The organism is Yokenella regensburgei ATCC 49455 (genome assembly GCF_000735455.1).
GTDB lineage: Bacteria > Pseudomonadota > Gammaproteobacteria > Enterobacterales > Enterobacteriaceae > Yokenella > Yokenella regensburgei.
Genome location: NZ_JMPS01000033.1, coordinates 1 through 23,266, shown reverse-complemented (window position 1 = coordinate 23,266; position 23,266 = coordinate 1). Strand labels below are relative to the sequence as shown.

Here is a 23,266-nt window from a genome sequence, read left to right as displayed (position 1 = left end):
TGTTTCACTCAACCCACTTACTGATCAGTTCGCCGTTGATGTAGAGCTCAACCGGTCGGGTAACCGGCTCCGGCAGCGCTGGCTCAGGTGAATAGCTCGCGTGTAGCTCACCATTCACCTCTTTGACCAAGGTGCGCTCGGTAAGCTTCAGGGTGAGGGTGATGTTGAGTGAGTCGTCGGTGTTGACAGCAACAAGCCAGGTGAACCCGTTTTTCTGCCCCTCATCGGTGGTCATCAGGTCTGGCTGATGCTCACGTAGCCACACCAGGACTGGCACGAAAATCGCGTCAAGGTCGCCGGTGAAGTTGGTGATATGAATATTCAGCGTGTAGATCTTCTCAAACGACAGTGAGCTGGCCAGCCGGGAGTCTGTGCGCCCGCTTTCAACCGAGAGTTGTAACATCTCCGGGTGGGTACTTAGCTGCGGTACGGCGTTAATCAGCGCGTCGCGCAGGTTTTTCGGTTTCTGCATCGAGTTCATCCTGACAGTCTTTGATAGTTTTAACCTGAAGCGCACAGGCGGTCAGCCCGCTTTCAAGGCGGCGAATATCCGCGCTCAGGTCGCCATTGGTTTTCGGATCACTTTCCGGCATTGGGCACAGGCTCACCCTTGGGCAGCCCTGGATGGCAATCACCGGCGCTGGCACAGGCGGGGCGGATGTGCACCCGACGCACAGCATCAGGAAGCTGAGTGTTGTACCAGTGCTGAAATGCTTTGTTTTCATTGAGTAACCTTGTGATGTCCTGTTCGCGGCGCCGGGCCTCCTCGTTGACGTTTGCGAGTTGTTCGCGCAGCGTGACCTGAGCAGATTCATTACGTCGGGCAAGTTGGCCAGCTGCCCGGAGCTGTGAATTCAGCAGGACAATCTCTGATTTCTGCTGACTGGTGATGTGATTTGCTGACGCCAGTGAGCGGGTTAGCGTGCTGTTTGTTCGCTGCATCCACAGGAGTCCGGATACGGCCAGCGCCAGTAAAATGGCCAAAATCTTCATGCCATTACCCCACCTGCGTTGCGCCAGACGGTGATAAGCTTTTCGAGGTTGTGTTCACGCTGCCCGTAACCGGCACCTGGCAAAGAGGCCCAGATATTGCAACAACGTGAAATTGCGCTCTCAATCCTTCCTTCTCGTAGATCCTCAAGCGCACTACGTTCGCGGATGAGCTGAATGGCGAGTTTGTCCTGTGAAAGCGGGCTAAAGTCTGGCAGCGAGAGCTGCTGCTGATAGTGTGGCCAGTAGCGATAAAGCTGCTGGTAACGGCCTGAGGCGGTAGATTTTTCACCGCGACGGTTAAACACTTTCGCAGGCCGGCCTTGTGCAAAAGGGTGATCGCGGTAGTCAGTGAAAATCTCCGGTTTGCCATCAATCCCGGTGACGATCACGTCGTAGCCGCGATCTTTCGTCAGCGGATGCGTGGCGGTTCCTTCGGAATAAGCCAGCATATCGAGAAAGGCCGCAATATTCGGGTGTGTATTAATGTTCGGCATCCTGTTTTTTCCTCGGGGATTTGAGACGACGCTGAATGGCAATTTCAACGGTCTGATAACCGGCAATGCCCAGCATGGAACCTATTCCGCACACGGCGGGTAACGACATGTCGGGAAACTGCACCAGCACTACGCCCGCCACCATCGATACAAACCCGCCAAGCAGCATGCGACCGATGAACAGGCGCGGAGTAATAGGTTCACCGCCTGACAGTACTTTCCCGACGACGATCAGTGCACCAATGACAAATAACGACAGGACACCTTTTTCACCTTCTGTCATACCTCTCAGTCCCACAGGTTAAGCGTGGCAGCAACAGGTGATGACTGGACGTCAGGCACGTCAATGGCGGTTCCGTGCGGCAGGACGACGTCCAGCTCAGATAATCCGGAATTAGCTTGTAATACAGTCTCGACCACACCCTCAGTACGTCCGTAGTAGCGGGCGCATAGTGCGTCGAGGGTGTCGCCCTGCAGAGCGTAAACTTTCATCGGCGTTGTCCAGGATTGTTGAATGGTGTGTTATTGCCGGCCGCTATCATGTTGCCGTTGCGTCCAGACAGGGTGGCCGTTGCCAGTGCGGTCACGGCCTTCAGGTAGTAGAAAACGCGTTCGCTCTCATCATCGATTTTTACCGCCGGTACGTCTGCCAACAGCTCAAACCCCGCCGCCATCTGCTGCGCCCGGTAGTCGTACAGTTCAGCATTGATTTCTGCCATAACGGTTTTTATGACCTGACGAAGGCGAAGAGGAGAAACGCACTGTTTCAGCCTCATCAGCTTGCGGATCCGTGCTGGATCTACATCAGGGAAGAAGAACGTGTTTTTAATCACTGCATCACCGATGTCAGAAGAGAGGTTGACCACGACGGGGGCATCCTGCTGTGCATCGGATTTTTTTAATACTCGTGTCGCCATGACAACCTCATCAGACTGAGCGGTTATCGCCAGTTTCCAGACTCCTGGCATGTCAGGCCACTCATGACGGCCTGCTGATGTCTTGCACAACATCCGCGGTGAAGGCGCTACGGCGTGGTGTCTGGAAAAATGGAAAATGAGGCGGGATCAAAAAACTGGCATGCAGGGCGCCAGTACGGGAAAGGAGTGGGGGAACGTGTTTTTGTGAGGTCAGGATTCAACCACACCGACGCAAAAGGGCTTTCTTTGCGTCAGCGCGATTAGGTCATTACTGTTTGCTCTCGTTTTTCAGGGTTGTTGAAATCTACCACCTGGCGCTTCCCTGCCAGATACGTGGTGAAACCCCATATTTTATTCAGCCTTATAAAAAATTTCTTTTTCTGGTTCGATATTCTCGCTGTTTGCTAAATCAGCAATAAGAGTCAGTGCGAGCTTAAGGTCTGACGGTTTGCAGTTTGCAATCAGAGACACCTCTGCGATGAATTGCACGCAAGCCCATTTTTGTTGCGTTCGGCTGAAATGCTCCCCAACCATGAAATCCCTCCCAATACGAATTACTGTATATTTATACAGTAGCACGTTCTGGCAAATGATGTGAAGTAAAAATGTCAATCAGGCAAATGATGTATGTGCATGATATGGATGTGAATTAGCTCACTATCGGTTTTGTGGCTACTGACACGTTCGCTGCTCTTTTGAGGATATTCCTGGCGCCGAAACGGGTTTTAGCACCTTCAACCGGTTTGTGAGTTTCCGTCTTTCGTATCGGTTCAACGGTTTTGTTAAATCGATAAGAGGCGGATCAGAATCACCTGCCGTACAGTTATTGACAGAACTCCGAGAGGGCGCAGGAGCGCCCTTAACGTCAACGGCCCGCTTTGGCACAATTTTCCACTGCGTCAGTCGGGTTAAAATCGGGGTGCCAGCCCCGATGCTGGGATCGTACACGCCGCGGATGCAGACCATTTCCTCGCCATAGCGGTTGAATTCGTTGCGGGGCTCATAAAGAGTGCGTACCTGCAGGTTATCGCGGCGCACGAAGGGCCCCCCCTGTGCATTTACATAGCCAGCCCAGTCACCGGCGTCGGCGGCATCATGGACGGCGGCAAACTCAACGCTCAGGCCGTGTGCCGTCTCACTATCAGCAAGACGTCGCAGTTCACGGTAAACCGTCACCGGCGCACCACCGATAAACTGAAACTGACGAATGTGCCAGCGCGCGGCCCAGGCTGAAACGGCGGGTGCGGTCTCTTTCAGGAGTTCGCCGCTTTCGGCGTCGGTTTCGCCATCAAGGGCATAGCCGTCGATGTTTTTGGAGATGTATTTAGCAACATAACCCGTTGCGCTACCTTTTTCTGGATCGATGGTTTCACTGTGAAAGCGCGCTTTTTTCGCCTTGTCGCTTTTCAGTTCGTAGTTGTCTTCTTCCCACGCGTAGTCACGAATGATGCGGCGAACGCGTTGGGCGTCCTCTGGCAGCATAAACATCAGCATATGCCAGTGCGGGGTGCCATCGTGATGGGGTTCGGCAACGCGGATGCCGAAAATGCGGATCTCCTCCCGATGTAGCCTGGCTCGAATACGTGCCCAAAGACGAGTGAGATAACCTTGCGTGTCTGACGGGCTGGCGCCGTTCCATTTGCTGTTGCGATAGCCGGCTTTAGTGGTTGCGTGGTATTTAGACGGGGCGGTAAGGGTGTAAAACTCGCCGACATAGCCAAGCTCATTGCAGATGTTTTCAAAACCACGAATACGGGTCATGAGCTCACAGCGGCGTATTGCAGGGTTAGCGACCGAGCCGTCGTATTTTTCTATCAGGCTAATACGGTTGCCATCTTCATCCTCGAGCTCCATTCCTTTAAGAAATTCGCGCGTGCGGCGTTTCTGCTCACGCCACTCCGTCACGCATTTTTTACTCGCATAGACGTGTCTTTTCTTGCTGACATTACCGACAGCGATTTGCAGATGTTCACGCCATGCCGCTGCTGCGCGACGCAGGCGGCCACGCCACCATATTTCGTTAAACATGCGCATCACTGCCGGAGCGATTTCCTCCTCACCGACATATTTCTTCGTTACCCGTTCCCATTGTGGCGGGGGAACATTGAACTGCTGTGAAATTAACGCGGCTCGCATGTACCAGCTGTGCAGTGTTTTAAGCTCACTTAAACCGGAGTCATTAATGTCGGCCAGTTCGGCACGAATGAAATTAGCGATGTCAGCGGCCAGTAGATCAATATCGGCGCGAGACATATCCGGGAGACGGTTATATCTGGCGACCAGATTGACCATGCGTGACGCCAGGTACTGCATAAGTCTGCTATCAAAATGCCCGCCAAAAACAGCGGCGGACACGTTACAGGTAATTCCCGCGCACGCGTATTTTTTTGCGACCAGTTCAAGACGCGGCAATGCCTTTTTGCAGAAGCTAATTAAAAAAGCATTGGCTCGTTGACTGCCGTGATATTGCTCCAGCGCCGCTGCGCTGCGATAAACATCGAAGCGGATGCATTCGGGCTGGAGAGAAAGCGCTTTTCGCGCATGCAGCAAAGCCGCGAACATACGTTCGCGGCGCTGCAGTTGGTCGTGAGTAAGATAAGGTGTGGCGATGGCCTGCCGCGGAGCATTCCACGGGTAAGCATATTGAATGGCCAACTCATACCCCACGGTAATGTTTACTTTTTAGCTCTGCGATTTGCTGGCAGGTCACGCATAACGTCACCCCGTGAATGGCGATTCGGCGAGCTTCCGGGATGGGGGCGTCGCACTCCTCGCAAAAGAATAGAGAGGGCGCAGTAATACGACTTCGCGCGTTATGTATATGGCGCTCGCGGTCCTCCTGCTCGCGCTGTTGTGCAAAATCCATCGCGTCCGCCATTAGTGCAGCTCCTGTGATTCATTTGCAAAGCGCACAGCCTCATGTCGCAGAAGTTCTGCGGCTTCTGTACTGTTCAGTTCTCGGTTGGTAATGTGAGAGGCCAGCGTTTCCAGACGCATTGCAACGGCGCGAGCGCGGTCTTTACGTTCTTCATTTTTGGCATCGGCCAGTAATACGCTCAGCGTGTCGCTATCGGTTTTAACGTTATGGCTTTCGTTATTTCGCATGGTTAATTTTCCTGATTTTGGGCAATAAGAATCCCGGCGGGTTTACGCTATTTGTTTGCGGTTAGGGTTAATTCGGCATGGTTAGCCGTTTGGGGAATAAACTCACTACTGCGCGAAAATGGTTCATGGCAGTAATAAGCGCTTTTTTCTCCTCAGTAGTCAGTTCACTTAATTCGAGCTCATGACGAGCCGCCGGTATTTTTGCCAGAAAGAAAATGGCGGCCATCGCTCGGGTATTTTCGACAACGTGCGGGTCACGTTTATCACGCATATCATCGACAAATTGCTCAACGTCTTTCCAGCTATCGCTCCAGTATCTGGCACGCAATTCAGCGACATGATTGAGGCCGTTCAGGCGTTCTCCCGCTGTCAGCGGGGTCGTTACCGATGCAGCTTCGATAGCCATGATTCCCCCTGTCTCAGGTTAGAGAGGCTAACCGGTGGTGAGGTTGGTATATCGTCAGATAGTGACAATGAAGTTTGCATATTCAAGCTAGGTTCACCGCGGAGCGGTGATCGATGTAGCGGCAATCAATCGCCTGCTGAGTCAACTTGTCGCGCCATGCTTTGACGTTGATGAGTGTGCGGCTACGTTTGCCAGCTTCTTCTTTGTTCGAGAAGTCTTTGGTTGGGGCTTTGAGTAAGATGCCCTCATCCAGCCATTGCCAGACCAGACGCTCACTGACACCGCGTGCGGCCGCAAAATCTTTCACGGTCATGGTGTCGGACATTGCTGAGCGGATCATGTTTTCCATTGCGGGAAGCATGGCCGTGACGATGGCGCTGAACTGTGCTGGATCTAACAGCACAGTTTGATTTTGTAAGTTCTGCGAGTCATACGCCGAGATTGATTTTGCATCTGACATGTCGCATTATCTCCTGTTGTGTGAAATGAAGTGCAATGGTGTGCATCCTGGCCGATGAACATCAATATAGATCGCTAAAATTTTGATGTAAACAAAAATATTGTTGGTGGTATATGTCTAAAAATGATGTTAGTGCGCCAGCAGCCCTTGAGCGCGTGCTTTCCGCGTACGGCTTTAAGCAGCAAAAAGAACTTGCTGAAAGGCTTGGCATTCATGCGAATAACGTCAGTAGTTGGCTTGCAAGAAACACAATCCCCAGTAGTGTTTTTGTTGAATGTGCGCTGGACACTGGCGCTGATGTAGGCTGGCTGGTGAATGGTGAGTTTGCAAATGCAAATCATGGTGGGCGCGAGAACGACCTCAAAGGCAAACCGCTTTATGATGAGATAATGGCAAGCGGTGGGAAGCCGGTTTTACGCCGGATCCTTGATGCCTACGGATTCACCATGCAGAAGGAGTTGGGCGATTTACTGGGTATCTCTTCTGGCACTATCAGCACATGGGTCCGGCGTGAATTTTTCCCCGGTGATGTGGTGGTAACCTGCGCCCTTGATACCGGAGCGTCTTTGGCCTGGCTTTCTACAGGAAAAGGGAGCATGTGGGAAAACAAAGAAGCGCCGGCTGTCAGCCGCCCTGAGATTAATAAATTCCGGCTTGAGGCCGGGGAGCTCAAGCCGTCAGGACATTGGTGCCCGGATCCGTCAATGATCCCTGAGAACCACGGTGAGTTGATGTACATCGATGGGGTGAGTTCGTCGTGGCTCGTCGATAAATCTGCGTCAAAAATCAGCAACGGGCGCTGGCTTATCAGTATCGATGGTGCTCTCGACGTATTTGACGTTATTCGCCTGCCGGGTAATAAAGTCAGATTGTCTAACCGGACGGCAGAGTTCGAGTGCAACATCGCGGACATTACGCCATCCGGAGCGGTGATTTTCTCGCTGGAGAAACATATTTAAGGGGAGGAGGGAACACCTCAGGTTTAGCGTTACCCCTATTTGAGCATGTTCTGCGAGTCCCTCAGTCTGGAATGCTATGACGGTAAGTAAACAAAAAAACGGCAAGTGGTTATGCGAGCTCTATCCGAACGGTCGGGAAGGGCGGCGCATTCGTCGCCAGTTCAATACTAAAGGCGAAGCTGAGGCGTTCGAGTCATTCACCAAAAATGAGAGTGACGACAAGCCGTGGCTCGCTAAGAAAGAGGACCGCCGGCGCTTAAGTGAGATTATCCAGCTTTGGCATAATTTACATGGGCAGGCGCTGGTCGCCAGCAAGTCACGGCTGGCAAAACTTCAGATCGTGTGTAACGGGTTGGGCGACCCTGTCGCATCCCGTCTTACCGCTAAAGACTGGGCGCATTATCGTGACCGTCGACTGCGTGGCGAGATAGACAATGGATACCATAAAGATCCGGCGAAATGGGTCGCTAAGCCGATTACCGTCAACCGCGAGCAGCAGTACCTTGAAGCGGTGTTTAATGAGTTGCGGCGGTTAGGGGAGTGGAGTTTGCCTAACCCGCTAGATGGAGTTCGGGTGTTCAAAGAAGCCGAGAAGGAAATGTCCTGGCTGACGCTTTCGCAAATCTCCGAGCTGTTCCGAGCGTGCGAGCAATACGGTAAAGAACATCTTACGATAATTGTTAAAGTGTGCCTTGCAACGGGCGCGCGCTGGGGCGAGGCGGAGAGACTTACACGCCCCCAGCTCTCACCGTGCAAACTGACGTTCACCAAAACAAAAGGCAAAAAGAACCGAACGGTACCGATACCTGAATGGCTCTACGATGAGTTATCCGGGCGGCAGGGCAGGATGTTTAAACCCTGCTATCAGGAGTTTAAAAAGATGCTCAGGCTGACGAATATCGAGCTAAACGAAGGGCAGAAAACACATGTCTTACGCCATACCTTTGGCGCGCATTTTATGATGAATGGCGGAAACATCCTGGTTCTGCAAAAAATACTCGGTCATGCCAATATTCGCGAAACGATGAAGTATGCGCACTTCGCCCCTGACCATCTCGAACAGGCGGTTACCCTCAATCCACTTTCTCTCTATGTTGGCGACAAGATGGCGGCAGAGGTTGCATAACACTGCAATTCACTGCACCAAATATAACGTTAACCTTCTGTTTGATAAGGTAAGTGTATGTTTTTTACCGGGTGATAAAAGGAGCGTCTTAACTAAGTGTTACTCTTCTGGCTGGCTGCCAAAAAAAGGTATCAATAAAGCGATTTTTATCTCTACGTTAACAGTTTCCCTGTAATTCATTTACACTAGGCCTCCGCAACCGGAGGTGTCGTGACCCGCAATCCCCTTCAGCATCTACGCTTACAACGCGCTGCCGCCTGGCTGGCGCTGTTCGCCGTTGCGCTGATTATCATTGCGCCACTTATCTCCGTCTCGTTGCAAAAAGATCCCATGAGCGCCATGCCGGGTATGCATCACGAAATGAGCATGCCGATGGAGCACCACAGCGGTGCACCGGTGATGATGCCGGTCGATCACGCTGAGGCGTGCGGCTACTGCGTTCTGCTGGCTCATGTGCCGGGAATGCTGATGGTGCTTACGCTGCTGGTGTCAGTGCTCCAGCGTTATACCCGCCGGCGCATCGCGCGTGCGGTGGTGCAACTCTGGCACTTCTTCCCCTGGCTCTACCCGCAAACCCGCGCTCCGCCTGGTCGTCCTGCTTTTTCCTTCACATAACAACAATCTTAATCTGCTTTCTAAAAGGAAAAGTATGACGACCTGCACCTCGCGTGCGGCATGGGTGAACCTGCTGCGGCGCTTCCATTTCTATATTGGTCTGTTTGTCGGACCATTCATTTTTGTCGCGGCGCTAACCGGCACGCTGTACGTTGCCGCCCCGCAGCTGGAGAGCCTGATTTATCGTCAGGCGCTACAGGGCGAATTACAGGGGGAGCCGAAACCGCTGGCCTCACAAATAGCCGTAGCCGAGCAGCTTACCGGCGGGCATCTGCGCCTGCATGCGGTACGTCCGGCGTTAACGGCCGGGGAAACCACCCGGGTAATGTATGCCGATCCGTCTTTAGGGGAGTCGGAGAATCGGGCTATTTTCATTGATCCGGTAACGCTGGCGGTGAAAGGCGATCTCACGGTGTATGGCACCAGCGGGATCCTGCCGCTGCGCCAGTGGATTGATTACGCGCACCGCTCGCTGCTGTTGGGGGATGCAGGGCGGAACTACAGCGAGCTGGCGGCATCGTGGATGTGGATTGCGGCACTCGGTGGCATCGCGCTGTGGTGTTTTACCCGCCCGAAACGGCGTATCAACAATCGCTTCCAGAATACCCGTCGGCTGCACGTGACGCTAGGCTGGTGCCTGCTGGCCGGGATGCTGCTGTTCTCTGCCACCGGGCTAACCTGGTCGCAGTGGGCGGGTAATAACGTCGATAAGCTGCGCGCCACTATGGGCTGGTTGACGCCGCAGGTGAATACCTCGCTACAGGGCCAGGCAATGGCGCATAACCCGCATGCTGAGCACATGATGAATGGTGATGAGATGTCGATGCCGGTGGACGGCGCGCTGTTCGATAAAGTGCTGCATCTTGCTCAGCAATCCGGTATTGATGCCCGTAAGCTGGAGATCCGCCCGGCGAAACGTAGCGATAAAGCGTGGACGGTGACCGAAATTGACCGTAGCTGGCCTACTCAGGTGGATGCGGTGGCGATCGATCCTGAACAAATGCGGGTGATTGACCGCACAGAGTTCGAGCGCTTCCCGCTGATGGCGAAACTCACCCGCTGGGGCGTTGATTTCCATATGGGTATATTGTTTGGCCTGCTTAACCAGTTGCTGCTCATCGCCTTTGGCGCGGCGCTGTGCGTGGCTATCGTGCTCGGATATCGACTGTGGTGGATGCGGCGTCCGGCGCAGGGTAGCAATAGCCCTCTGCAGACGCTTTCTCAGGCCTGGCTGGCGCTGTCATGGACGGCCCGGACTGGTGTACTGGCCACGGTAGTGGTATTTGGGCTGGCAATGCCGCTGATGGGAATAAGTCTGGCGCTGTTTATGCTGGTCGACTGGCTGCGCTGGCGACAATCGGTAACAACATCGCTGGCGCAGTCAGTGGAGTAAGCCTTATGGCTCGCTGATAACAACCGCAACACGGCGGTTCTCGGCGCGGCCCTGGGCGGTTTTATTACTGGCGACCGGGAACTGTTTCCCCAGGCCCCGCGTCGTCAGGTTGCTGCGTGGAATTTTTGCGCCTTCAGCCCAGGCGTCGGCCACGATGTTGGCACGTTTGAGCGACAGCGCTTCGTTGTAGCTGTCTTCACCGTAGTTATCGGTGTGACCGTCCATGCGTGCATGGGTGATCCCGGTTGCGGCCAGGCGGGAGGCCATTCCGGCAATCTGCTGTTGGCTGTCGCTGTTAAGCTGGTAGTCATTTTTGCCAAACAGAATTTTGTCAGAAAGCCCCAACGACCAGTCACCGTTCAGCTCGTTAAAGCCGTATGATTTCATGGCGGCAACCTGCTCGGGTGAGAATTTGCCTTGCGGCGCCTGGCAGCCCGTCAGAAAGAGCGTTGCCAGCAAAGCCGGTGCGATATAACGGCTGAGCATAATAGATTCCTTATTGCTTATGTAGTTTTCTTCGCGCGTTGGTTTTTCATTAAATACATATTTCGGTCGGCCAGTTCCTGCAGGCTTTCTACCGAATTATGTTCCCACGTCAGGGCATAACCGACACTCAGGCTGAATGGGGTATATAGACCATTACGCAGATCAAAAGGATGAACAAAGTGCTGTGCGAGGGCAGTGCAAATACGCTGAACCTCATGCTCGCTATGTACACCATAGAGGATCATAGCAAATTCGTCGCCGCCGAGACGATAGGCAATATGGCGTTTACCGCCAAATTCTATCAGCCTTCTGGCCACTTCGATTAATACACAATCCCCTGCGGCATGGCCCCAGGTATCGTTAATATATTTAAAATTATCGCCATCAAGGAACAATAGCGCTGAGCTGGTCTTCGCGTTGCTGTCATTCATCAGTGCGGCAATGCAGCTGAGGAAAGAGGCACGATTGGCAAGCCCGGTCAGCGGATCGTGCAGGGCTGTACGCAGCAACTGCGCGTTCTTGGCCTGCAGTTTCAGCTGCCATTCCTCCATTTCGTCCAGCAGGCTGTTGAAGTCCTGGGCGAAATGGTGAAATTCTTCAATGGGTTCTTCAGGAACCCGGCGTGAAAAGTTACGGTTGGTGCGCACATCGTGCACGACGTCGTTAATGTTTTGCAGCGCGGTGACCACGTCGGAATGCAGGTGCCGCGTCACCAGCAGCGCTACCGCCGAGGCAAGCAGGATACAGGCGGTTAGTACCGCCAGCGACATCCAGATAAAGTGGCTTATCAGACTCGCTCGGGCCGTCAGGTGCAGGGCTCCGACAAACTGCTCATTGTGCCAGATGGGCTGAGAGACCGGCACCGGGAACAGCCAGCGGTTGATCAAATGGTTAAGCGTGTCCTGCTCTTCGCCCGGGCGGTAACTCCAGTAGGCGAAACGCTGGTGATTGCGGTCCACGACCTCGGCTTCGGAGAATTGCCCCTGTTTGCCAAGCGTTGCAAGCGTTTCGTTGGCGACCGTGTTATCCCCAAACACCAGCGCGGCTTCAAGGCTACGGCTCATGGTGGCGCCGGTCAGCTCGAGGTTTTTTTGGGCATACTGTTTTAACGTCAGGACAGAAGCAATGCACAATAGCAGCCACACCAGCACCATCGTAATGATGACGCTAATGACGCTGATTCGTCGCAACGTTCTTTTAAACGTTGGACGTTGAGAAGGGATAATATCCTTATTCATGCTTTTTAGTCCGGGCAAGCATTAACACATCAGGGTTAACCCTGACACCGCTGCGGGAGAGCACGTCAAGGTTTACTGAAAATCTCACTTCGTTTGCATCAAATATCAGGCAGAAAGCACTTCCCGCCGTGCAATCCTGGTTCTGCTCGGCGATGGTTAGCAAAGGCTTTGGTTGGTACTTTCCCACCAGCGCTATTTGTTGTGACGGCGATTCATGACCGAAATATATCGCGTCACAGCGCGCCGTTAGCGCTTCTTGTTCGCTGTGAATAAGCACAGGGAAATAGGGTTGCGGGTCGGCAGTTGTTCCGGTAAGCACACTCACATAGCGTGATGATGAAAAAACGCATAAGCGTGGCTGTCCGGAGAGCGCCGGCCAGCGCGTGTAGCTGACAATGCCTGAAACAATAGCACGTACTGATTTCTCCGGAACAGGCTGTGTCCCGGCAAACAGTGGCGGGCCAATAAATATAAGGGGCAGCATCAACATCAGTTGGCACAGAAATTTCAACAGTTGGTTGCTCACCAGGGTCCGCCGTACAGCCTGAAATAAAAACATAAGTGAATGTAATATTAAGGATATCATTATTGCTCCAGGCAGTCATTACGTCCTGAAACGGTTTGTTTGTACTTAAGTTAAATCTTAAATGCCGAAAATATCGCAGTTTGTGCTGTTAAATTTAATTAAGTCGAGAATTACGACTGCCATCGTCGAGTCCTTTTTGCCATGATGCGCGCAACTCACGGGCATTTTCGCGCGAGTCGCAGCCATCAGGATATATTTTCCCATTCATTCCCCAGCCATACAGAAGCTTCTCCTGACAGATATGTGACAGACCCTCGTTATAGCCTTTCATGTAGCTAACGCGATCGACCTTTTTATCATTCCAGTCATCGGCAAGATCGTCGTCACTTTTAGCATTAATACCCGAAAGTCCATCTTCCCGGCCTGCTTCGTACCAGTTGGTGCTTGTCCAGTGAGGTGAAAAGGTATAAGGATTGATCTGACAGCCGCTCAACAACAGCAGCATCACTACCATCATTATTCGGATCATTGGGTTCTCCTTGCGCTGATCTCAGCATAGTTGAACTGACGGAAATGGATGGTGTAAATTAATGTGTACATAATAATGGGTAATTAAATGGCGATAAATTGCCTATTGTAAACTTATGTTTACGTATTGTGGCTTGTAATCTTTACTGCCTGTGGTATTGTGACTTCATCTTCACTAAGACATGACTATCGCAAACGAGCTACACAGGACACCATCATGCAAAAAGACGCGCTGAACAACGTACATATCGCCGACGAACAGATCCTCATTACGCCTGAATCGCTGAAAGCAGAATTCCCGCTGACAGCATCACAGGAAGCGCAGATCGAGCAGTCGCGTAACACCATCTCCAATATTATTGCCGGGCGCGATCCGCGCTTGCTGGTGGTGTGCGGTCCTTGTTCTATCCACGATCCAGAGGCGGCTCTGGAATACGCTCGTCGTTTTAAAACGCTTGCAGAAGAGGTCAGCGATAGCCTCTACCTGGTCATGCGCGTCTATTTTGAAAAACCACGTACTACGGTGGGCTGGAAAGGGCTGATTAACGATCCGCATATGGATGGTTCGTTTGATGTTGAAGCGGGTCTGAAGATTGCGCGTCAGCTGCTGGTGGAACTGGTGAGCATGGGGCTACCGTTGGCGACGGAAGCGCTGGATCCGAACAGCCCGCAGTACCTGGGGGATCTGTTTAGCTGGTCCGCGATTGGGGCGCGCACCACGGAATCACAAACGCACCGCGAAATGGCCTCCGGCCTTTCGATGCCGGTAGGCTTTAAAAACGGTACTGATGGAAGCCTTGCGACAGCGATTAACGCGATGCGTGCCGCTGCGATGCCGCACCGTTTTGTCGGCATTAACCAGGCGGGCCAGGTTTGCCTGCTGCAGACCCAGGGCAACCCGGATGGTCATGTGATCCTGCGCGGTGGTAAAGCGCCAAATTACAGCCCGGCGGACGTTGCGCAGTGCGAAAAAGAGATGGAGCAGGCGGGACTCAAACCGTCGCTGATGATCGATTGCAGCCACGGCAACTCGAACAAAGACTACCGCCGTCAGCCAGCGGTGGCAGAATCCGTCGTCGCGCAGATCAAAGACGGAAATCGTTCTATCATTGGCCTGATGATTGAAAGCAATATTCATGAAGGCAATCAGTCTTCCGAACAGCCGCGTTGCGATATGAAGTACGGCGTCTCGGTTACCGATGCCTGCATCAGTTGGGAAACCACTGACGCGCTGCTGCGTGAGCTTGATAAAGACCTGCGCGGGCATCTGTCCGCTCGCCAGGGGTAAGAGGATAGTTATGGTTGCTGAACTGACCGCATTACGCGATCAAATTGATGAAGTGGATAAGGCGCTGCTGGGATTGCTGGCGCGCCGTCTGGAGCTGGTTGCAGAAGTTGGCGAAGTCAAAAGCAAATACGGCTTGCCGATTTATGTGCCAGAGCGCGAAGCCTCAATGCTGGCATCCCGCCGCGCGGAGGCGGAATCGCTCGGGGTTCCTCCCGATCTGATTGAGGATGTCCTGCGTCGGGTGATGCGGGAGTCTTACTCCAGCGAAAATGATAAGGGCTTTAAAACACTGCGGCCGAACCTGCGTCCGGTGGTGATCGTCGGCGGCGGCGGGCAGATGGGGCGTCTTTTTGAAAAGATGCTCACGCTCTCTGGCTACCAGGTGCGCATCCTCGAGAAAGAGGACTGGGCGCGGGCAGAAGAGATTGTCGCCGATGCCGGGATGGTGATTGTCAGTGTACCGATTCACGTGACGGAGCAAACCATCGCGAAGCTGCCACCGCTGCCAGCTGATTGCATTCTGGTCGATCTGGCTTCGGTAAAAGCGGGGCCGCTGCAGGCGATGCTCGCGGCGCACGGTGGTCCGGTGCTCGGGCTGCACCCAATGTTTGGCCCCGACAGCGGGAGCCTGGCAAAGCAGGTGGTCGTCTACTGCGATGGCCGCCAGCCTGAGGCTTACCAGTGGTTCCTGGAGCAGATTCAGGTCTGGGGCGCGCGATTGCATCGCATCAGTGCGGTTGAGCACGATCAGAATATGGCCTTTATTCAGGCGCTGCGTCACTTTGCCACCTTTGCCTACGGCCTGCATCTGGCGGAAGAAAACGTGCAACTTGAACAGCTTCTGGCGCTGTCATCGCCGATTTATCGCCTTGAGCTGGCGATGGTCGGGCGGCTCTTTGCCCAGGATCCGCAGCTTTACGCCGACATCATCATGTCGTCGCAGAGTAACCTGGCGCTGATTAAACGCTACTACCAGCGTTTTGGTGAAGCGATAGGTTTACTGGAGCAGGGCGACAAGCAGGCGTTTATCGATAGTTTCCGCAAGGTCGAACACTGGTTTGGCGATTACGCGAAGCGCTTCCAGAATGAAAGTCGGGGATTACTGCGTCAGGCGAACGACAGCCGGTTGTAATGCTTCCTGAAATAATAAAAGCCAGCGGAGATGCCGCTGGCTTTTTGCTTTCTGTTTCTCGCTTAAACCGGGTCGACCGGGACGACGTTTTCGCTGGGGTAGCAGCCCAGCACCTTCATCGAGCGAGTAATGTCTGAGAGCTCTTTCAACGCGTGCTGCATCGACCCGGCTTCCAGGTTGGCCTGGATATCCAGATAAAACATTTCTTCCCACGGATTACCGTAGATGGGGCGTGACTCGAGTTTGGTCATGATGAGGTTGTGGTTGCGCATGACCAGCAGCGCTTCAACCAGAGCACCGGCCTGCTGTCCGGTGGCGATGAGCAGCGTGGTCTTCGCCGGAACCTGGTCAGAGACGTTAATCGATTTACGCGCCAGTACGATGAAGCGGGTAATGTTCTGCGTCTGGTTTGCCAGGTTACGCTCAAGCACCTGTAATCCGTACAGCGCACCACCCGCTTCGCTGCCGAGAGCTGCCACGTGCGGAGAGTTTGCCTGCGCGACTTTCTCCATTGCTGCCGAGGTGCTTTCGGTGTACTCAATTTTCCAGTTCGGATAGCGGTTGAGGAACTGGCTACACTGCTGGAAAGGCTGCGGGTGGCTGTAGACGGTTTCAATTTTGCTGAGATCGGTAGAGCCGGACACCAGTACGCAGTGATCGATAGGGATAGTCATCTCGCCGACGATAGACAAGCTGGTGTGCTGCAGCAGATCGTAAACGTCGTTGATGGCGCCGGAGCTGGTGTTCTCAATGGGGACGACGGCGTAATCAGCCTGTCCGGTTTCAACCTGATTGAAGATGTCGGCAAACTTCGCGCAACCGCTCTCAATAAACTGTTCAAAATGACGCGCGGCGTACTGGCGGGCTGCCAGGTGTGAATAGGAGCCTTTCGGGCCGAGGAACGCTACGCGTGCGGAATGTGGATTGGTTTTATTCAGATGCTGCTGAAGCAGAGCCTGCTGGGTCAGCACCGAGTCTTCAATGATGAGCTGAAAGAGACGGGTGATGTAGTGGGCATCCAGATGATGAGCTTTCCCGAGGGCAATCAGGCGCTCCAGCAAATCGCGTTCGCGGTCGATATCGCGCACCGGGCGATGTGAAGCCAGCTTCGCTTTACCTACTTCTACCGCCAGCTCACGGCGTTCTGCCAGCAGTGCCAGCAGTTTTTCATCCAGGGCGCTGATTTTGTCGCGTAACGCCAGTAACGGGTTTTCAGATGTCATGTCGTGTTGCCTTTATCGTTATCAATAAAAAAGGCCTCCCGCTTGGGAGGCCTTATTGTTCGTCTTCGCATTCTTTCTTATACGACGAAACGCCTCCCAGTCAGGGGAAGGTAAAAAAGAATGCGAAGAAGAACGGTGTAGATTTCACGGCGATTTCCTTGAGTTGCCTGACTTAACAGTACCCGTACTGTTTTCATGCTGTCAACAAAAAACGCGCCCGAAGGCGCGTTGGCGATACACTCAATTGTGAAGGTTACTCTTGTTCAACGAAGTTAACGTCTTTCACCGATGCATTGGCGCGACGTGCTTCCCCTTTGTGCTGTACCTTATTGAGCTGCCGTTCCAGCTTGTTGATCAAATCGTTAATCGCGGTGTACATATCTTCGTGTTTAGCGCTGGCGACCAGGTGTCCGTTTGGCGTATTTATTGTGGCGTCAGCGATGAAGCCCTGTGGGTCCTTCGACAGAATGATATGTGGGTTAATTAAATGGGTCTGCCATTTTTCCAATTTGGTGAGACGGTCTGCGACATGCTGGCGAATAGCCGGGGTGATTTCCATTTGCTTGCTGGTAATGTTCATTGTCATAAATTATACCTCTTGTCTTTCCCGTCTTGGTGATTCCAGCATACCGTTCCTAATGTCAAAATGTGTGATGTAAATCACATTATTTTGTCACATTTTGTCAATGGATTCTTTTTGTGAGAAAGGACAGGAAGAAGTGATTTTTACCTTGTCGGATTGCGAAAAGAGAGCCATATTTGATGGGATGCGCTGACGAAACTACGCCTCCGTCAACGCCAAAATCGCATAAAAAAACGGCAGCCATCTGGCTGCCGTTTTTATGTTCATCGAGTGACTCAGGTTTTGCTGCCGTTAGCGGCAATAATCTTCGCGACTTTGTCGGCCTGCGCAGTCATCTGCATCTGGCGGTAGGCGTTTTCCATCTTCGGTAACGCATCGCGGGTTGCCTGCGTATCCGGGTAGTCACGCAGCATGCCTTCGGTACGGTTCACCACCGCGACCCATGCGCCACGTGCTGTGTAGTAATCTACGACGGACAGCTCGTACTTCGCCAGACGGTCCTTCAGGAATACCATGCGCTTATAGGCATCAGTAGAGTACTGGCTTTGCGGGTAGCCGCGAACCAGTTTCGAGAAGTCACGGAACGCGTCACGAGCGTGCTGCGGATCGCGATCGGAACGATCAACCCCGAAGAAGCCCTGCAGCGCACTGTCATCCAACGCCATGTTGGTTAAACCACGCATGTAAATGACGTAATCAATGTTAGGATGAGTCGGGTTCAGGCGCATGAAACGATCGATAGTGGCCTGAGCCAACGGCAGATCGGCGTTTTTGTAGTAGGCGTAGATCAGATCGAGCTGCACCTGCTGCGAGTACGGGCCAAACGGATAGCGGTTATCCAACGCTTCCAGTTGCGTTATCGCCTGTTTCCAGTTACCGTCCTGCAGCTTTTGCTGGGCGGTGGCATAAATTTCATTCGGCGGATTATCAGGCACCACTTCCTTTGAACCCGAGCACCCCGCCAAAGCCAGGCTCAACGTGGCAGCTGCCACCAGATATTTCATGCGCGTCATGACGTTTTGACTTTCCTCAAAATGTTTATACGGGAGATTCTCTGTTCCTGCTCCCGGTTAAGACCAGCTACAATAGCACACTATATTAAACGGCAAAGCCGTAAAACCCCAACGATAAACGAAGAAGCTGTATATGGCACAACGAGTACAACTCACCGCAACGGTGTCCGAAAACCAACTCGGTCAACGCTTAGATCAGGCTTTGGCCGAATTGTTCCCGGATTATTCACGTTCGCGGATAAAAGAATGGATCCTCGACCAGCGTGTGCTGGTTAACGGCAAGGTCACCGACAAGCCGAAAGAGAAAGTGTTGGGTGGTGAAATCATTGCGGTCGACGTCGAGATCGAAGAAGAAGTTCGTTTCGAAGCGCAAGATATCCCCCTGAACATTGTTTATGAAGATGACGATATTCTGGTCATCAACAAACCGCGTGATTTCGTGGTTCACCCGGGTGCCGGTAATCCGGACGGCACGGTGCTGAATGCGCTGCTGCATTACTATCCGCCTATTGCTGACGTGCCGCGTGCGGGGATTGTACACCGTCTGGACAAAGACACGACGGGGCTGATGGTGGTGGCGAAAACCATCCCGGCGCAGACTCGCCTGGTGGAATCGCTGCAGCTGCGTGAAATCACCCGTGAGTATGAAGCGGTGGCCATCGGTCATATGACTTCCGGTGGCACGGTGGAAGAGCCTATCAGCCGTCATCCGACCAAGCGTACCCACATGTCTGTTCACCCGATGGGTAAACCGGCGGTTACTCACTATCGCATCATGGAGCACTTCCGTGTGCACACGCGTTTGCGGTTACGTCTGGAGACCGGTCGTACACACCAAATCCGCGTGCATATGGCGCATATCACTCACCCGCTGGTGGGCGATCAGCTGTACGGTGGCCGTCCGCGCCCGCCGAAGCATGCCTCTGACGAGTTTATTACCGAACTGCGCAAATTTGACCGTCAGGCGCTGCACGCAACGATGCTGCGTTTGTATCATCCTATCACCGGTATTGAAATGGAGTGGCATGCGCCTATCCCTCAGGATATGGTGGATCTGATTAACGCGATGCGGGCCGATTTTGAAGCTCATAAGGATGAAGTTGACTGGTTATGACTAAGGTAATCGTTCCACAGTGGCCTGCTCCGCAGGGAGTTGCGGCCTGTAGTTCTACACGTGTCGGAGGCGTAAGCCTGCCGCCCTATGATTCGCTGAATCTGGGTGCCCACTGTGGCGATAACCTTGAGCATGTTGACGAAAACCGCAAGCGCCTGTTTGCGGCAGGTGCCTTGCCGTCAAACCCGGTCTGGCTTGAGCAGGTGCACGGGAAAGATGTGCTTAGATTACACGGTGGATCTTATTCATCGAAGCGGGCGGATGCGTCATACAGTAATACGCCAGGGTTGGTGTGCGCAGTGATGACCGCTGACTGCCTGCCGGTGCTGTTTTGTAATCGTGATGGGACGGAAGTGGCTGCAGCTCATGCCGGCTGGCGTGGGCTGTGTGAAGGTGTACTGGAGGAAACGGTAGCCTGTTTCGCTGATAAACCGGAAAACATCATGGCCTGGCTCGGGCCTGCTATTGGCCCTGACGCGTTTGAAGTGGGGCCAGAAGTACGTGAAGCGTTCATGGCGAAAGATGCCAACGCGAACCGCGCATTTCGTCCGGTCGGTGAAAAATTTTATGCGAATATTTATGAGCTTGCACGTCAGCGTCTGGCAAACGTCGGGGTTGATAGCGTCTACGGTGGAGACCACTGTACGCTCAGTCAAAAGGATGATTTTTTCTCTTATCGCCGCGACAGAACGACAGGTCGTATGGCAAGTTTCGTTTGGCTGATATAACCTAAAGAATCAAGACGATCCAGTACGCAGATTTATTTTTCGCATAGTCCAGGTCTTTAACCTTGAATAATTGAGGGATGACCTCATTTAATCTCCAGTAGCAAATTTGACCTGTTATGGGAGGAGTTATGCGTCTGGATCGTCTTACCAATAAATTCCAGCTTGCTCTTGCCGATGCCCAGTCATTGGCACTGGGGCACGACAACCAATTCATCGAACCTCTTCATCTAATGAGCGCCTTGCTGAATCAGGAAGGGGGATCGGTACGTCCTTTATTAACCTCGGCGGGCATTAATGCGGATTCGCTGCGTACTGCTATTGAGCAGGCGCTGAGCCGTCTTCCACAAGTGGAAGGCACCGGCGGCGACGTCCAGCCTTCACAGGATCTGGTCCGGGTCCTGAACCTTTGTGACAAGCTGGCGCAAAAACGAGGTGATAACTTTATTTCGTCAGAACTGTTTGTTCTGGCCGCACTTGATTCGCGCGGCACGCTGACTGATTTACTGAAATCCGCTGGCGCGACAACGGCCAACGTGACTCAGGCGATTGAACATATGCGTGGAGGTGAAAGCGTGAACGACCAGGGGGCTGAAGATCAGCGTCAGGCATTGAAGAAATTTACCGTCGATCTGACCGAGCGTGCCGAGCAGGGCAAACTCGATCCGGTTATCGGCCGTGATGAAGAGATTCGTCGTACCATCCAGGTACTGCAGCGTCGTACCAAAAATAACCCAGTGCTGATTGGTGAACCTGGCGTTGGTAAAACCGCTATCGTTGAAGGGCTGGCGCAGCGGATCGTCAACGGCGAAGTGCCGGAAGGGCTGAAGGGCCGCCGGGTGCTTTCTCTCGATATGGGGGCGCTGGTGGCCGGTGCTAAGTATCGCGGGGAATTTGAAGAGCGCCTGAAAGGGGTGCTGAACGATCTGGCAAAACAGGAAGGCAACGTTATCCTGTTTATCGACGAACTACACACCATGGTTGGGGCCGGTAAAGCAGACGGCGCGATGGATGCCGGTAACATGCTGAAACCGGCGCTGGCGCGAGGGGAGTTGCACTGTGTGGGGGCGACTACGCTTGATGAGTATCGCCAGTTTATCGAGAAAGATGCTGCCCTTGAGCGTCGTTTCCAGAAAGTGTTTGTTGCCGAACCGACGGTAGAAGACACCATCGCCATTCTGCGTGGTCTGAAAGAGCGCTATGAGCTGCACCACCATGTGCAGATCACTGACCCGGCGATTGTGGCAGCGGCGACGCTTTCGCACCGTTACATCTCCGACCGTCAGCTGCCGGATAAAGCTATCGACCTTATCGATGAAGCCGCGTCCAGCATTCGTATGCAGATTGACTCTAAACCGGAAGAGCTCGACCGGCTTGACCGCCGCATCATCCAGCTCAAGCTGGAGCAGCAGGCGTTGAAGAAAGAGTCCGACGAAGCGAGCCGTAAACGTCTGGATATGCTTAACGAAGAGCTCGACGACAAAGAGCGGCAGTATTCGGTATTAGAAGAAGAGTGGAAGGCAGAAAAAGCATCACTCTCCGGTACGCAGACGATCAAAGCAGAACTTGAGCAGGCGAAAATCGCCATTGAGCAGGCCCGCCGCGTGGGTGACCTCGCCCGTATGTCGGAGCTGCAGTACGGTAAAATTCCTGAGCTGGAAAAACAGCTTGCTTCGGCGACGCAGTCTGAAGGTAAGACCATGCGTTTGCTGCGTAACCGTGTGACCGACGTTGAAATTGCTGACGTGCTGGCGCGCTGGACCGGGATCCCGGTAGCTCGCATGATGGAAAGCGAGCGCGATAAGCTGCTGCGCATGGAGCAGGACCTGCATCAGCGCGTGATTGGCCAGAACGAAGCGGTTGAAGCGGTATCAAATGCGATTCGTCGTAGCCGTGCCGGGTTGTCTGACCCGAACCGTCCGATTGGCTCATTCCTGTTCCTCGGGCCGACCGGGGTCGGTAAAACCGAGCTTTGCAAAGCGCTGGCTAACTTTATGTTCGACAGCGACGATGCAATGGTGCGTATTGATATGTCCGAGTTTATGGAGAAACACTCCGTGTCTCGTCTGGTCGGTGCGCCTCCGGGATATGTCGGCTATGAAGAAGGTGGCTATCTGACAGAAGCGGTGCGCCGTCGTCCGTATTCCGTCATTTTGCTGGACGAAGTAGAGAAAGCGCATCCGGACGTGTTCAATATTCTGTTGCAGGTACTGGATGATGGTCGTCTGACCGACGGGCAGGGGAGAACGGTCGACTTCCGTAACACGGTTGTCATCATGACCTCTAACCTCGGTTCTGATCTGATTCAGGAGCGTTTCGGCGAGCTGGACTATAGCCATATGAAGGATCTGGTGTTAGGTGTGGTGAGCCACAGCTTCCGTCCGGAATTCATCAACCGTATTGATGAAGTGGTCGTGTTCCATCCGTTAGGTGAAAAACACATTGCTTCTATTGCCAGCATTCAGCTGCAGCGTCTTTATAAACGTCTTGAGGAGCGTGGCTATGAAGTCCACATCTCAGATGATGCGCTGAAGCTGTTGAGCGAGAATGGTTACGATCCGGTATATGGTGCGCGTCCGTTGAAACGTGCAATCCAGCAGCAGATTGAAAACCCGCTGGCGCAACAAATACTGTCCGGAGAGTTGGTTCCGGGTAAAACGGTGCGTCTGGAAGTCAAAGACGACAAGATTGTGGCAGTGCAGTAAGTCACAAAACAAAAAAAACGGGCCCTGCGGGGCTCGTTTTTGTTTAAAAACCAGGCAAAACTTACTGTCCGGTGCATGATTTGAGTGAAAAGTGAACGAACGAAAAGTTTTTTTGAATTTATGCTTGTCACTTCAGAATTACTCCCTATAATGCGCCACCACTGACACGGAACAACGGCAAACAAGCCGCCGGGTCAGAAGAGAAAAGCGAAATTAATCGCTTGACTCTGAAAGAGG

The 23,266-nt window shown here is 53.2% G+C and carries 30 protein-coding genes and 1 other annotated feature; of the genes, 9 read left to right on the top strand and 21 right to left on the bottom strand.

What is annotated here, in order from left to right; translation table 11 throughout:
* Positions 1-4 precede the first annotated feature (4 nt).
* The 13 genes from GYRE_RS10245 to GYRE_RS10185 all read right to left on the bottom strand — a co-directional run bounded on the left by GYRE_RS10245 (position 5) and on the right by GYRE_RS10185 (position 6,375).
* Entirely contained in the window at positions 5-472 is a 468-nt protein-coding gene (locus GYRE_RS10245; protein ID WP_038255049.1) for a phage tail protein, read from the bottom strand.
* Positions 435-680, bottom strand: coding sequence for an Rz1-like lysis system protein LysC (gene lysC, locus GYRE_RS10240; RefSeq protein WP_081874645.1), 246 nt, complete (start codon positions 678-680; stop codon positions 435-437). Before lysC ends, GYRE_RS10245 begins: the two co-directional genes overlap by 38 nt.
* Entirely contained in the window at positions 580-993 is a 414-nt protein-coding gene (gene lysB, locus GYRE_RS10235; protein ID WP_038255047.1) for an Rz-like lysis system protein LysB, read from the bottom strand. Before lysB ends, lysC begins: the two co-directional genes overlap by 101 nt.
* The gene (locus GYRE_RS10230; protein ID WP_038255044.1) at positions 990-1,487 is read right to left on the bottom strand and encodes a glycoside hydrolase family 24 protein; all 498 of its coding nucleotides are present in this window, start codon (positions 1,485-1,487) and stop codon (positions 990-992) included. Before GYRE_RS10230 ends, lysB begins: the two co-directional genes overlap by 4 nt.
* Complete coding sequence (locus GYRE_RS10225; protein WP_006817480.1) at positions 1,474-1,770, bottom strand: phage holin family protein; 297 nt, start codon at positions 1,768-1,770, stop codon at positions 1,474-1,476. The genes GYRE_RS10230 and GYRE_RS10225 overlap by 14 nt, the downstream gene beginning before the upstream one ends.
* A gap of 5 nt (positions 1,771-1,775) precedes the next feature.
* Positions 1,776-1,979: a tail protein X gene (locus tag GYRE_RS10220; RefSeq protein ID WP_038255042.1), complete on the bottom strand. Its 204-nt coding sequence runs from the start codon at positions 1,977-1,979 to the stop codon at positions 1,776-1,778.
* Positions 1,976-2,404, bottom strand: a complete 429-nt coding sequence (locus tag GYRE_RS10215) for a head completion/stabilization protein (protein WP_081874648.1) — start codon at positions 2,402-2,404, stop codon at positions 1,976-1,978. The genes GYRE_RS10220 and GYRE_RS10215 overlap by 4 nt, the downstream gene beginning before the upstream one ends.
* A 351-nt stretch (positions 2,405-2,755) precedes the next feature.
* Positions 2,756-2,938 carry a hypothetical protein gene (locus GYRE_RS10210; RefSeq protein WP_038255040.1) on the bottom strand — a complete coding sequence of 61 codons (183 nt, stop codon included), beginning with the start codon at positions 2,936-2,938 and terminating at the stop codon, positions 2,756-2,758.
* A gap of 138 nt (positions 2,939-3,076) precedes the next feature.
* On the bottom strand, positions 3,077-5,059 hold the full coding sequence (locus GYRE_RS10205) for a replication endonuclease (protein WP_245939512.1): 1,983 nt from the start codon (positions 5,057-5,059) through the stop codon (positions 3,077-3,079).
* A 1-nt stretch (position 5,060) separates the two neighbouring features.
* Positions 5,061-5,282, bottom strand: coding sequence for a TraR/DksA family transcriptional regulator (locus GYRE_RS10200; protein WP_038255038.1), 222 nt, complete (start codon positions 5,280-5,282; stop codon positions 5,061-5,063).
* Positions 5,282-5,509, bottom strand: coding sequence for a DUF2732 family protein (locus GYRE_RS10195; protein ID WP_006817487.1), 228 nt, complete (start codon positions 5,507-5,509; stop codon positions 5,282-5,284). The genes GYRE_RS10200 and GYRE_RS10195 overlap by 1 nt, the downstream gene beginning before the upstream one ends.
* Positions 5,510-5,576: 67 nt before the next feature.
* Positions 5,577-5,915 carry a DUF5347 domain-containing protein gene (locus GYRE_RS10190; protein WP_006817488.1) on the bottom strand — a complete coding sequence of 113 codons (339 nt, stop codon included), beginning with the start codon at positions 5,913-5,915 and terminating at the stop codon, positions 5,577-5,579.
* Between the two features lie 82 nt (positions 5,916-5,997).
* Positions 5,998-6,375: a regulatory phage cox family protein gene (locus GYRE_RS10185; RefSeq protein WP_038255037.1), complete on the bottom strand. Its 378-nt coding sequence runs from the start codon at positions 6,373-6,375 to the stop codon at positions 5,998-6,000.
* 113 nt (positions 6,376-6,488) lie between these two features.
* On the opposite strand from GYRE_RS10185, the gene GYRE_RS10180 reads away from it, so the two are divergent.
* The 4 genes from GYRE_RS10180 (at position 6,489) to GYRE_RS10165 (ending at position 10,468) form a co-directional block, all read left to right on the top strand.
* Positions 6,489-7,334: a phage repressor protein CI gene (locus tag GYRE_RS10180; RefSeq protein ID WP_038255035.1), complete on the top strand. Its 846-nt coding sequence runs from the start codon at positions 6,489-6,491 to the stop codon at positions 7,332-7,334.
* 76 nt (positions 7,335-7,410) lie between these two features.
* A complete protein-coding gene (locus tag GYRE_RS10175; protein ID WP_038255032.1) occupies positions 7,411-8,460 on the top strand; it encodes a site-specific integrase in 1,050 nt (349 codons plus the stop codon).
* Between the two features lie 210 nt (positions 8,461-8,670).
* Positions 8,671-9,075 (top strand): DUF2946 domain-containing protein, encoded by a 405-nt coding sequence (locus GYRE_RS10170; protein WP_006817493.1) that lies wholly within the window; start codon positions 8,671-8,673, stop codon positions 9,073-9,075.
* A 34-nt stretch (positions 9,076-9,109) separates the two neighbouring features.
* Complete coding sequence (locus GYRE_RS10165; RefSeq protein WP_038255030.1) at positions 9,110-10,468, top strand: PepSY-associated TM helix domain-containing protein; 1,359 nt, start codon at positions 9,110-9,112, stop codon at positions 10,466-10,468.
* A 3-nt stretch (positions 10,469-10,471) separates the two neighbouring features.
* Here the strand turns inward: GYRE_RS10165 and GYRE_RS10160 are convergent, their stop codons facing one another.
* From GYRE_RS10160 to GYRE_RS10145, 4 genes are all read right to left on the bottom strand, one after another.
* Positions 10,472-10,954, bottom strand: a complete 483-nt coding sequence (locus tag GYRE_RS10160) for an OmpA family protein (protein WP_006817495.1) — start codon at positions 10,952-10,954, stop codon at positions 10,472-10,474.
* Between the two features lie 17 nt (positions 10,955-10,971).
* The gene (gene dgcN, locus GYRE_RS10155; RefSeq protein ID WP_006817496.1) at positions 10,972-12,192 is read right to left on the bottom strand and encodes a diguanylate cyclase DgcN/YfiN; all 1,221 of its coding nucleotides are present in this window, start codon (positions 12,190-12,192) and stop codon (positions 10,972-10,974) included.
* Positions 12,185-12,703: a regulatory sequestration protein YfiR gene (yfiR, locus tag GYRE_RS10150; protein ID WP_038255103.1), complete on the bottom strand. Its 519-nt coding sequence runs from the start codon at positions 12,701-12,703 to the stop codon at positions 12,185-12,187. Before yfiR ends, dgcN begins: the two co-directional genes overlap by 8 nt.
* A gap of 169 nt (positions 12,704-12,872) precedes the next feature.
* The gene (locus tag GYRE_RS10145; protein ID WP_038255028.1) at positions 12,873-13,247 is read right to left on the bottom strand and encodes a DUF2799 domain-containing protein; all 375 of its coding nucleotides are present in this window, start codon (positions 13,245-13,247) and stop codon (positions 12,873-12,875) included.
* Between the two features lie 216 nt (positions 13,248-13,463).
* Here GYRE_RS10145 and aroF point away from each other — a divergent pair, with 216 nt between their 5' ends.
* On the top strand, positions 13,464-14,534 hold the full coding sequence (aroF, locus tag GYRE_RS10140; protein ID WP_038255026.1) for a 3-deoxy-7-phosphoheptulonate synthase AroF: 1,071 nt from the start codon (positions 13,464-13,466) through the stop codon (positions 14,532-14,534).
* Between the two features lie 10 nt (positions 14,535-14,544).
* On the top strand, positions 14,545-15,666 hold the full coding sequence (gene tyrA, locus GYRE_RS10135; protein WP_006817500.1) for a bifunctional chorismate mutase/prephenate dehydrogenase: 1,122 nt from the start codon (positions 14,545-14,547) through the stop codon (positions 15,664-15,666).
* Positions 15,667-15,728: 62 nt separating this feature from the next.
* Here tyrA and pheA read toward each other — a convergent pair whose 3' ends face one another.
* The 4 genes from pheA to bamD form a co-directional block, all read right to left on the bottom strand.
* Positions 15,729-16,889: a bifunctional chorismate mutase/prephenate dehydratase gene (gene pheA, locus GYRE_RS10130; RefSeq protein ID WP_006817501.1), complete on the bottom strand. Its 1,161-nt coding sequence runs from the start codon at positions 16,887-16,889 to the stop codon at positions 15,729-15,731.
* Between the two features lie 24 nt (positions 16,890-16,913).
* Positions 16,914-17,038: a sequence feature (Phe leader region), on the bottom strand.
* Positions 16,990-17,037, bottom strand: a complete 48-nt coding sequence (pheL, locus tag GYRE_RS24485; protein ID WP_112471513.1) for a pheA operon leader peptide PheL — start codon at positions 17,035-17,037, stop codon at positions 16,990-16,992. It overlaps the preceding feature by 48 nt.
* 104 nt (positions 17,039-17,142) lie before the next feature.
* Positions 17,143-17,475: a ribosome-associated translation inhibitor RaiA gene (gene raiA / locus GYRE_RS10125; RefSeq protein ID WP_006817502.1), complete on the bottom strand. Its 333-nt coding sequence runs from the start codon at positions 17,473-17,475 to the stop codon at positions 17,143-17,145.
* 272 nt (positions 17,476-17,747) lie between these two features.
* Positions 17,748-18,485 (bottom strand): outer membrane protein assembly factor BamD, encoded by a 738-nt coding sequence (gene bamD / locus GYRE_RS10120; protein WP_006817504.1) that lies wholly within the window; start codon positions 18,483-18,485, stop codon positions 17,748-17,750.
* 133 nt (positions 18,486-18,618) lie between these two features.
* On the opposite strand from bamD, the gene rluD reads away from it, so the two are divergent.
* The 3 genes from rluD to clpB all read left to right on the top strand — a co-directional run bounded on the left by rluD (position 18,619) and on the right by clpB (position 23,029).
* Positions 18,619-19,599, top strand: coding sequence for a 23S rRNA pseudouridine(1911/1915/1917) synthase RluD (rluD, locus tag GYRE_RS10115; protein WP_006817505.1), 981 nt, complete (start codon positions 18,619-18,621; stop codon positions 19,597-19,599).
* Positions 19,596-20,327, top strand: coding sequence for a purine nucleoside phosphorylase YfiH (gene yfiH / locus GYRE_RS10110; RefSeq protein WP_006817506.1), 732 nt, complete (start codon positions 19,596-19,598; stop codon positions 20,325-20,327). Before rluD ends, yfiH begins: the two co-directional genes overlap by 4 nt.
* 128 nt (positions 20,328-20,455) lie before the next feature.
* Complete coding sequence (gene clpB, locus GYRE_RS10105; RefSeq protein WP_038255024.1) at positions 20,456-23,029, top strand: ATP-dependent chaperone ClpB; 2,574 nt, start codon at positions 20,456-20,458, stop codon at positions 23,027-23,029.
* Positions 23,030-23,266 lie beyond the last annotated feature (237 nt).

Excerpts from the sequence above, each read along its gene's own strand:
- GYRE_RS10245 (WP_038255049.1), bottom strand. The coding sequence starts at position 472 with ATGCAGAAACCGAAAAACCTGCGCGACGCGCTGATTAACGCCGTACCG.
- lysC (WP_081874645.1), bottom strand. The coding sequence starts at position 680 with ATGCTGTGCGTCGGGTGCACATCCGCCCCGCCTGTGCCAGCGCCGGTG.
- lysB (WP_038255047.1), bottom strand. The coding sequence starts at position 993 with ATGAAGATTTTGGCCATTTTACTGGCGCTGGCCGTATCCGGACTCCTG.
- GYRE_RS10230 (WP_038255044.1), bottom strand. The coding sequence starts at position 1,487 with ATGCCGAACATTAATACACACCCGAATATTGCGGCCTTTCTCGATATG.
- GYRE_RS10225 (WP_006817480.1), bottom strand. The coding sequence starts at position 1,770 with ATGACAGAAGGTGAAAAAGGTGTCCTGTCGTTATTTGTCATTGGTGCA.
- GYRE_RS10220 (WP_038255042.1), bottom strand. The coding sequence starts at position 1,979 with ATGAAAGTTTACGCTCTGCAGGGCGACACCCTCGACGCACTATGCGCC.
- GYRE_RS10215 (WP_081874648.1), bottom strand. The coding sequence starts at position 2,404 with ATGGCGACACGAGTATTAAAAAAATCCGATGCACAGCAGGATGCCCCC.
- GYRE_RS10210 (WP_038255040.1), bottom strand. The coding sequence starts at position 2,938 with ATGGTTGGGGAGCATTTCAGCCGAACGCAACAAAAATGGGCTTGCGTG.
- GYRE_RS10200 (WP_038255038.1), bottom strand. The coding sequence starts at position 5,282 with ATGGCGGACGCGATGGATTTTGCACAACAGCGCGAGCAGGAGGACCGC.
- GYRE_RS10195 (WP_006817487.1), bottom strand. The coding sequence starts at position 5,509 with ATGCGAAATAACGAAAGCCATAACGTTAAAACCGATAGCGACACGCTG.
- GYRE_RS10190 (WP_006817488.1), bottom strand. The coding sequence starts at position 5,915 with ATGGCTATCGAAGCTGCATCGGTAACGACCCCGCTGACAGCGGGAGAA.
- GYRE_RS10185 (WP_038255037.1), bottom strand. The coding sequence starts at position 6,375 with ATGTCAGATGCAAAATCAATCTCGGCGTATGACTCGCAGAACTTACAA.
- GYRE_RS10180 (WP_038255035.1), top strand. The coding sequence starts at position 6,489 with ATGTCTAAAAATGATGTTAGTGCGCCAGCAGCCCTTGAGCGCGTGCTT.
- GYRE_RS10175 (WP_038255032.1), top strand. The coding sequence starts at position 7,411 with ATGACGGTAAGTAAACAAAAAAACGGCAAGTGGTTATGCGAGCTCTAT.
- GYRE_RS10165 (WP_038255030.1), top strand. The coding sequence starts at position 9,110 with ATGACGACCTGCACCTCGCGTGCGGCATGGGTGAACCTGCTGCGGCGC.
- GYRE_RS10160 (WP_006817495.1), bottom strand. The coding sequence starts at position 10,954 with ATGCTCAGCCGTTATATCGCACCGGCTTTGCTGGCAACGCTCTTTCTG.
- dgcN (WP_006817496.1), bottom strand. The coding sequence starts at position 12,192 with ATGAATAAGGATATTATCCCTTCTCAACGTCCAACGTTTAAAAGAACG.
- GYRE_RS10145 (WP_038255028.1), bottom strand. The coding sequence starts at position 13,247 with ATGATCCGAATAATGATGGTAGTGATGCTGCTGTTGTTGAGCGGCTGT.
- aroF (WP_038255026.1), top strand. The coding sequence starts at position 13,464 with ATGCAAAAAGACGCGCTGAACAACGTACATATCGCCGACGAACAGATC.
- tyrA (WP_006817500.1), top strand. The coding sequence starts at position 14,545 with ATGGTTGCTGAACTGACCGCATTACGCGATCAAATTGATGAAGTGGAT.
- pheA (WP_006817501.1), bottom strand. The coding sequence starts at position 16,889 with ATGACATCTGAAAACCCGTTACTGGCGTTACGCGACAAAATCAGCGCC.
- raiA (WP_006817502.1), bottom strand. The coding sequence starts at position 17,475 with ATGACAATGAACATTACCAGCAAGCAAATGGAAATCACCCCGGCTATT.
- bamD (WP_006817504.1), bottom strand. The coding sequence starts at position 18,485 with ATGACGCGCATGAAATATCTGGTGGCAGCTGCCACGTTGAGCCTGGCT.
- rluD (WP_006817505.1), top strand. The coding sequence starts at position 18,619 with ATGGCACAACGAGTACAACTCACCGCAACGGTGTCCGAAAACCAACTC.
- yfiH (WP_006817506.1), top strand. The coding sequence starts at position 19,596 with ATGACTAAGGTAATCGTTCCACAGTGGCCTGCTCCGCAGGGAGTTGCG.
- clpB (WP_038255024.1), top strand. The coding sequence starts at position 20,456 with ATGCGTCTGGATCGTCTTACCAATAAATTCCAGCTTGCTCTTGCCGAT.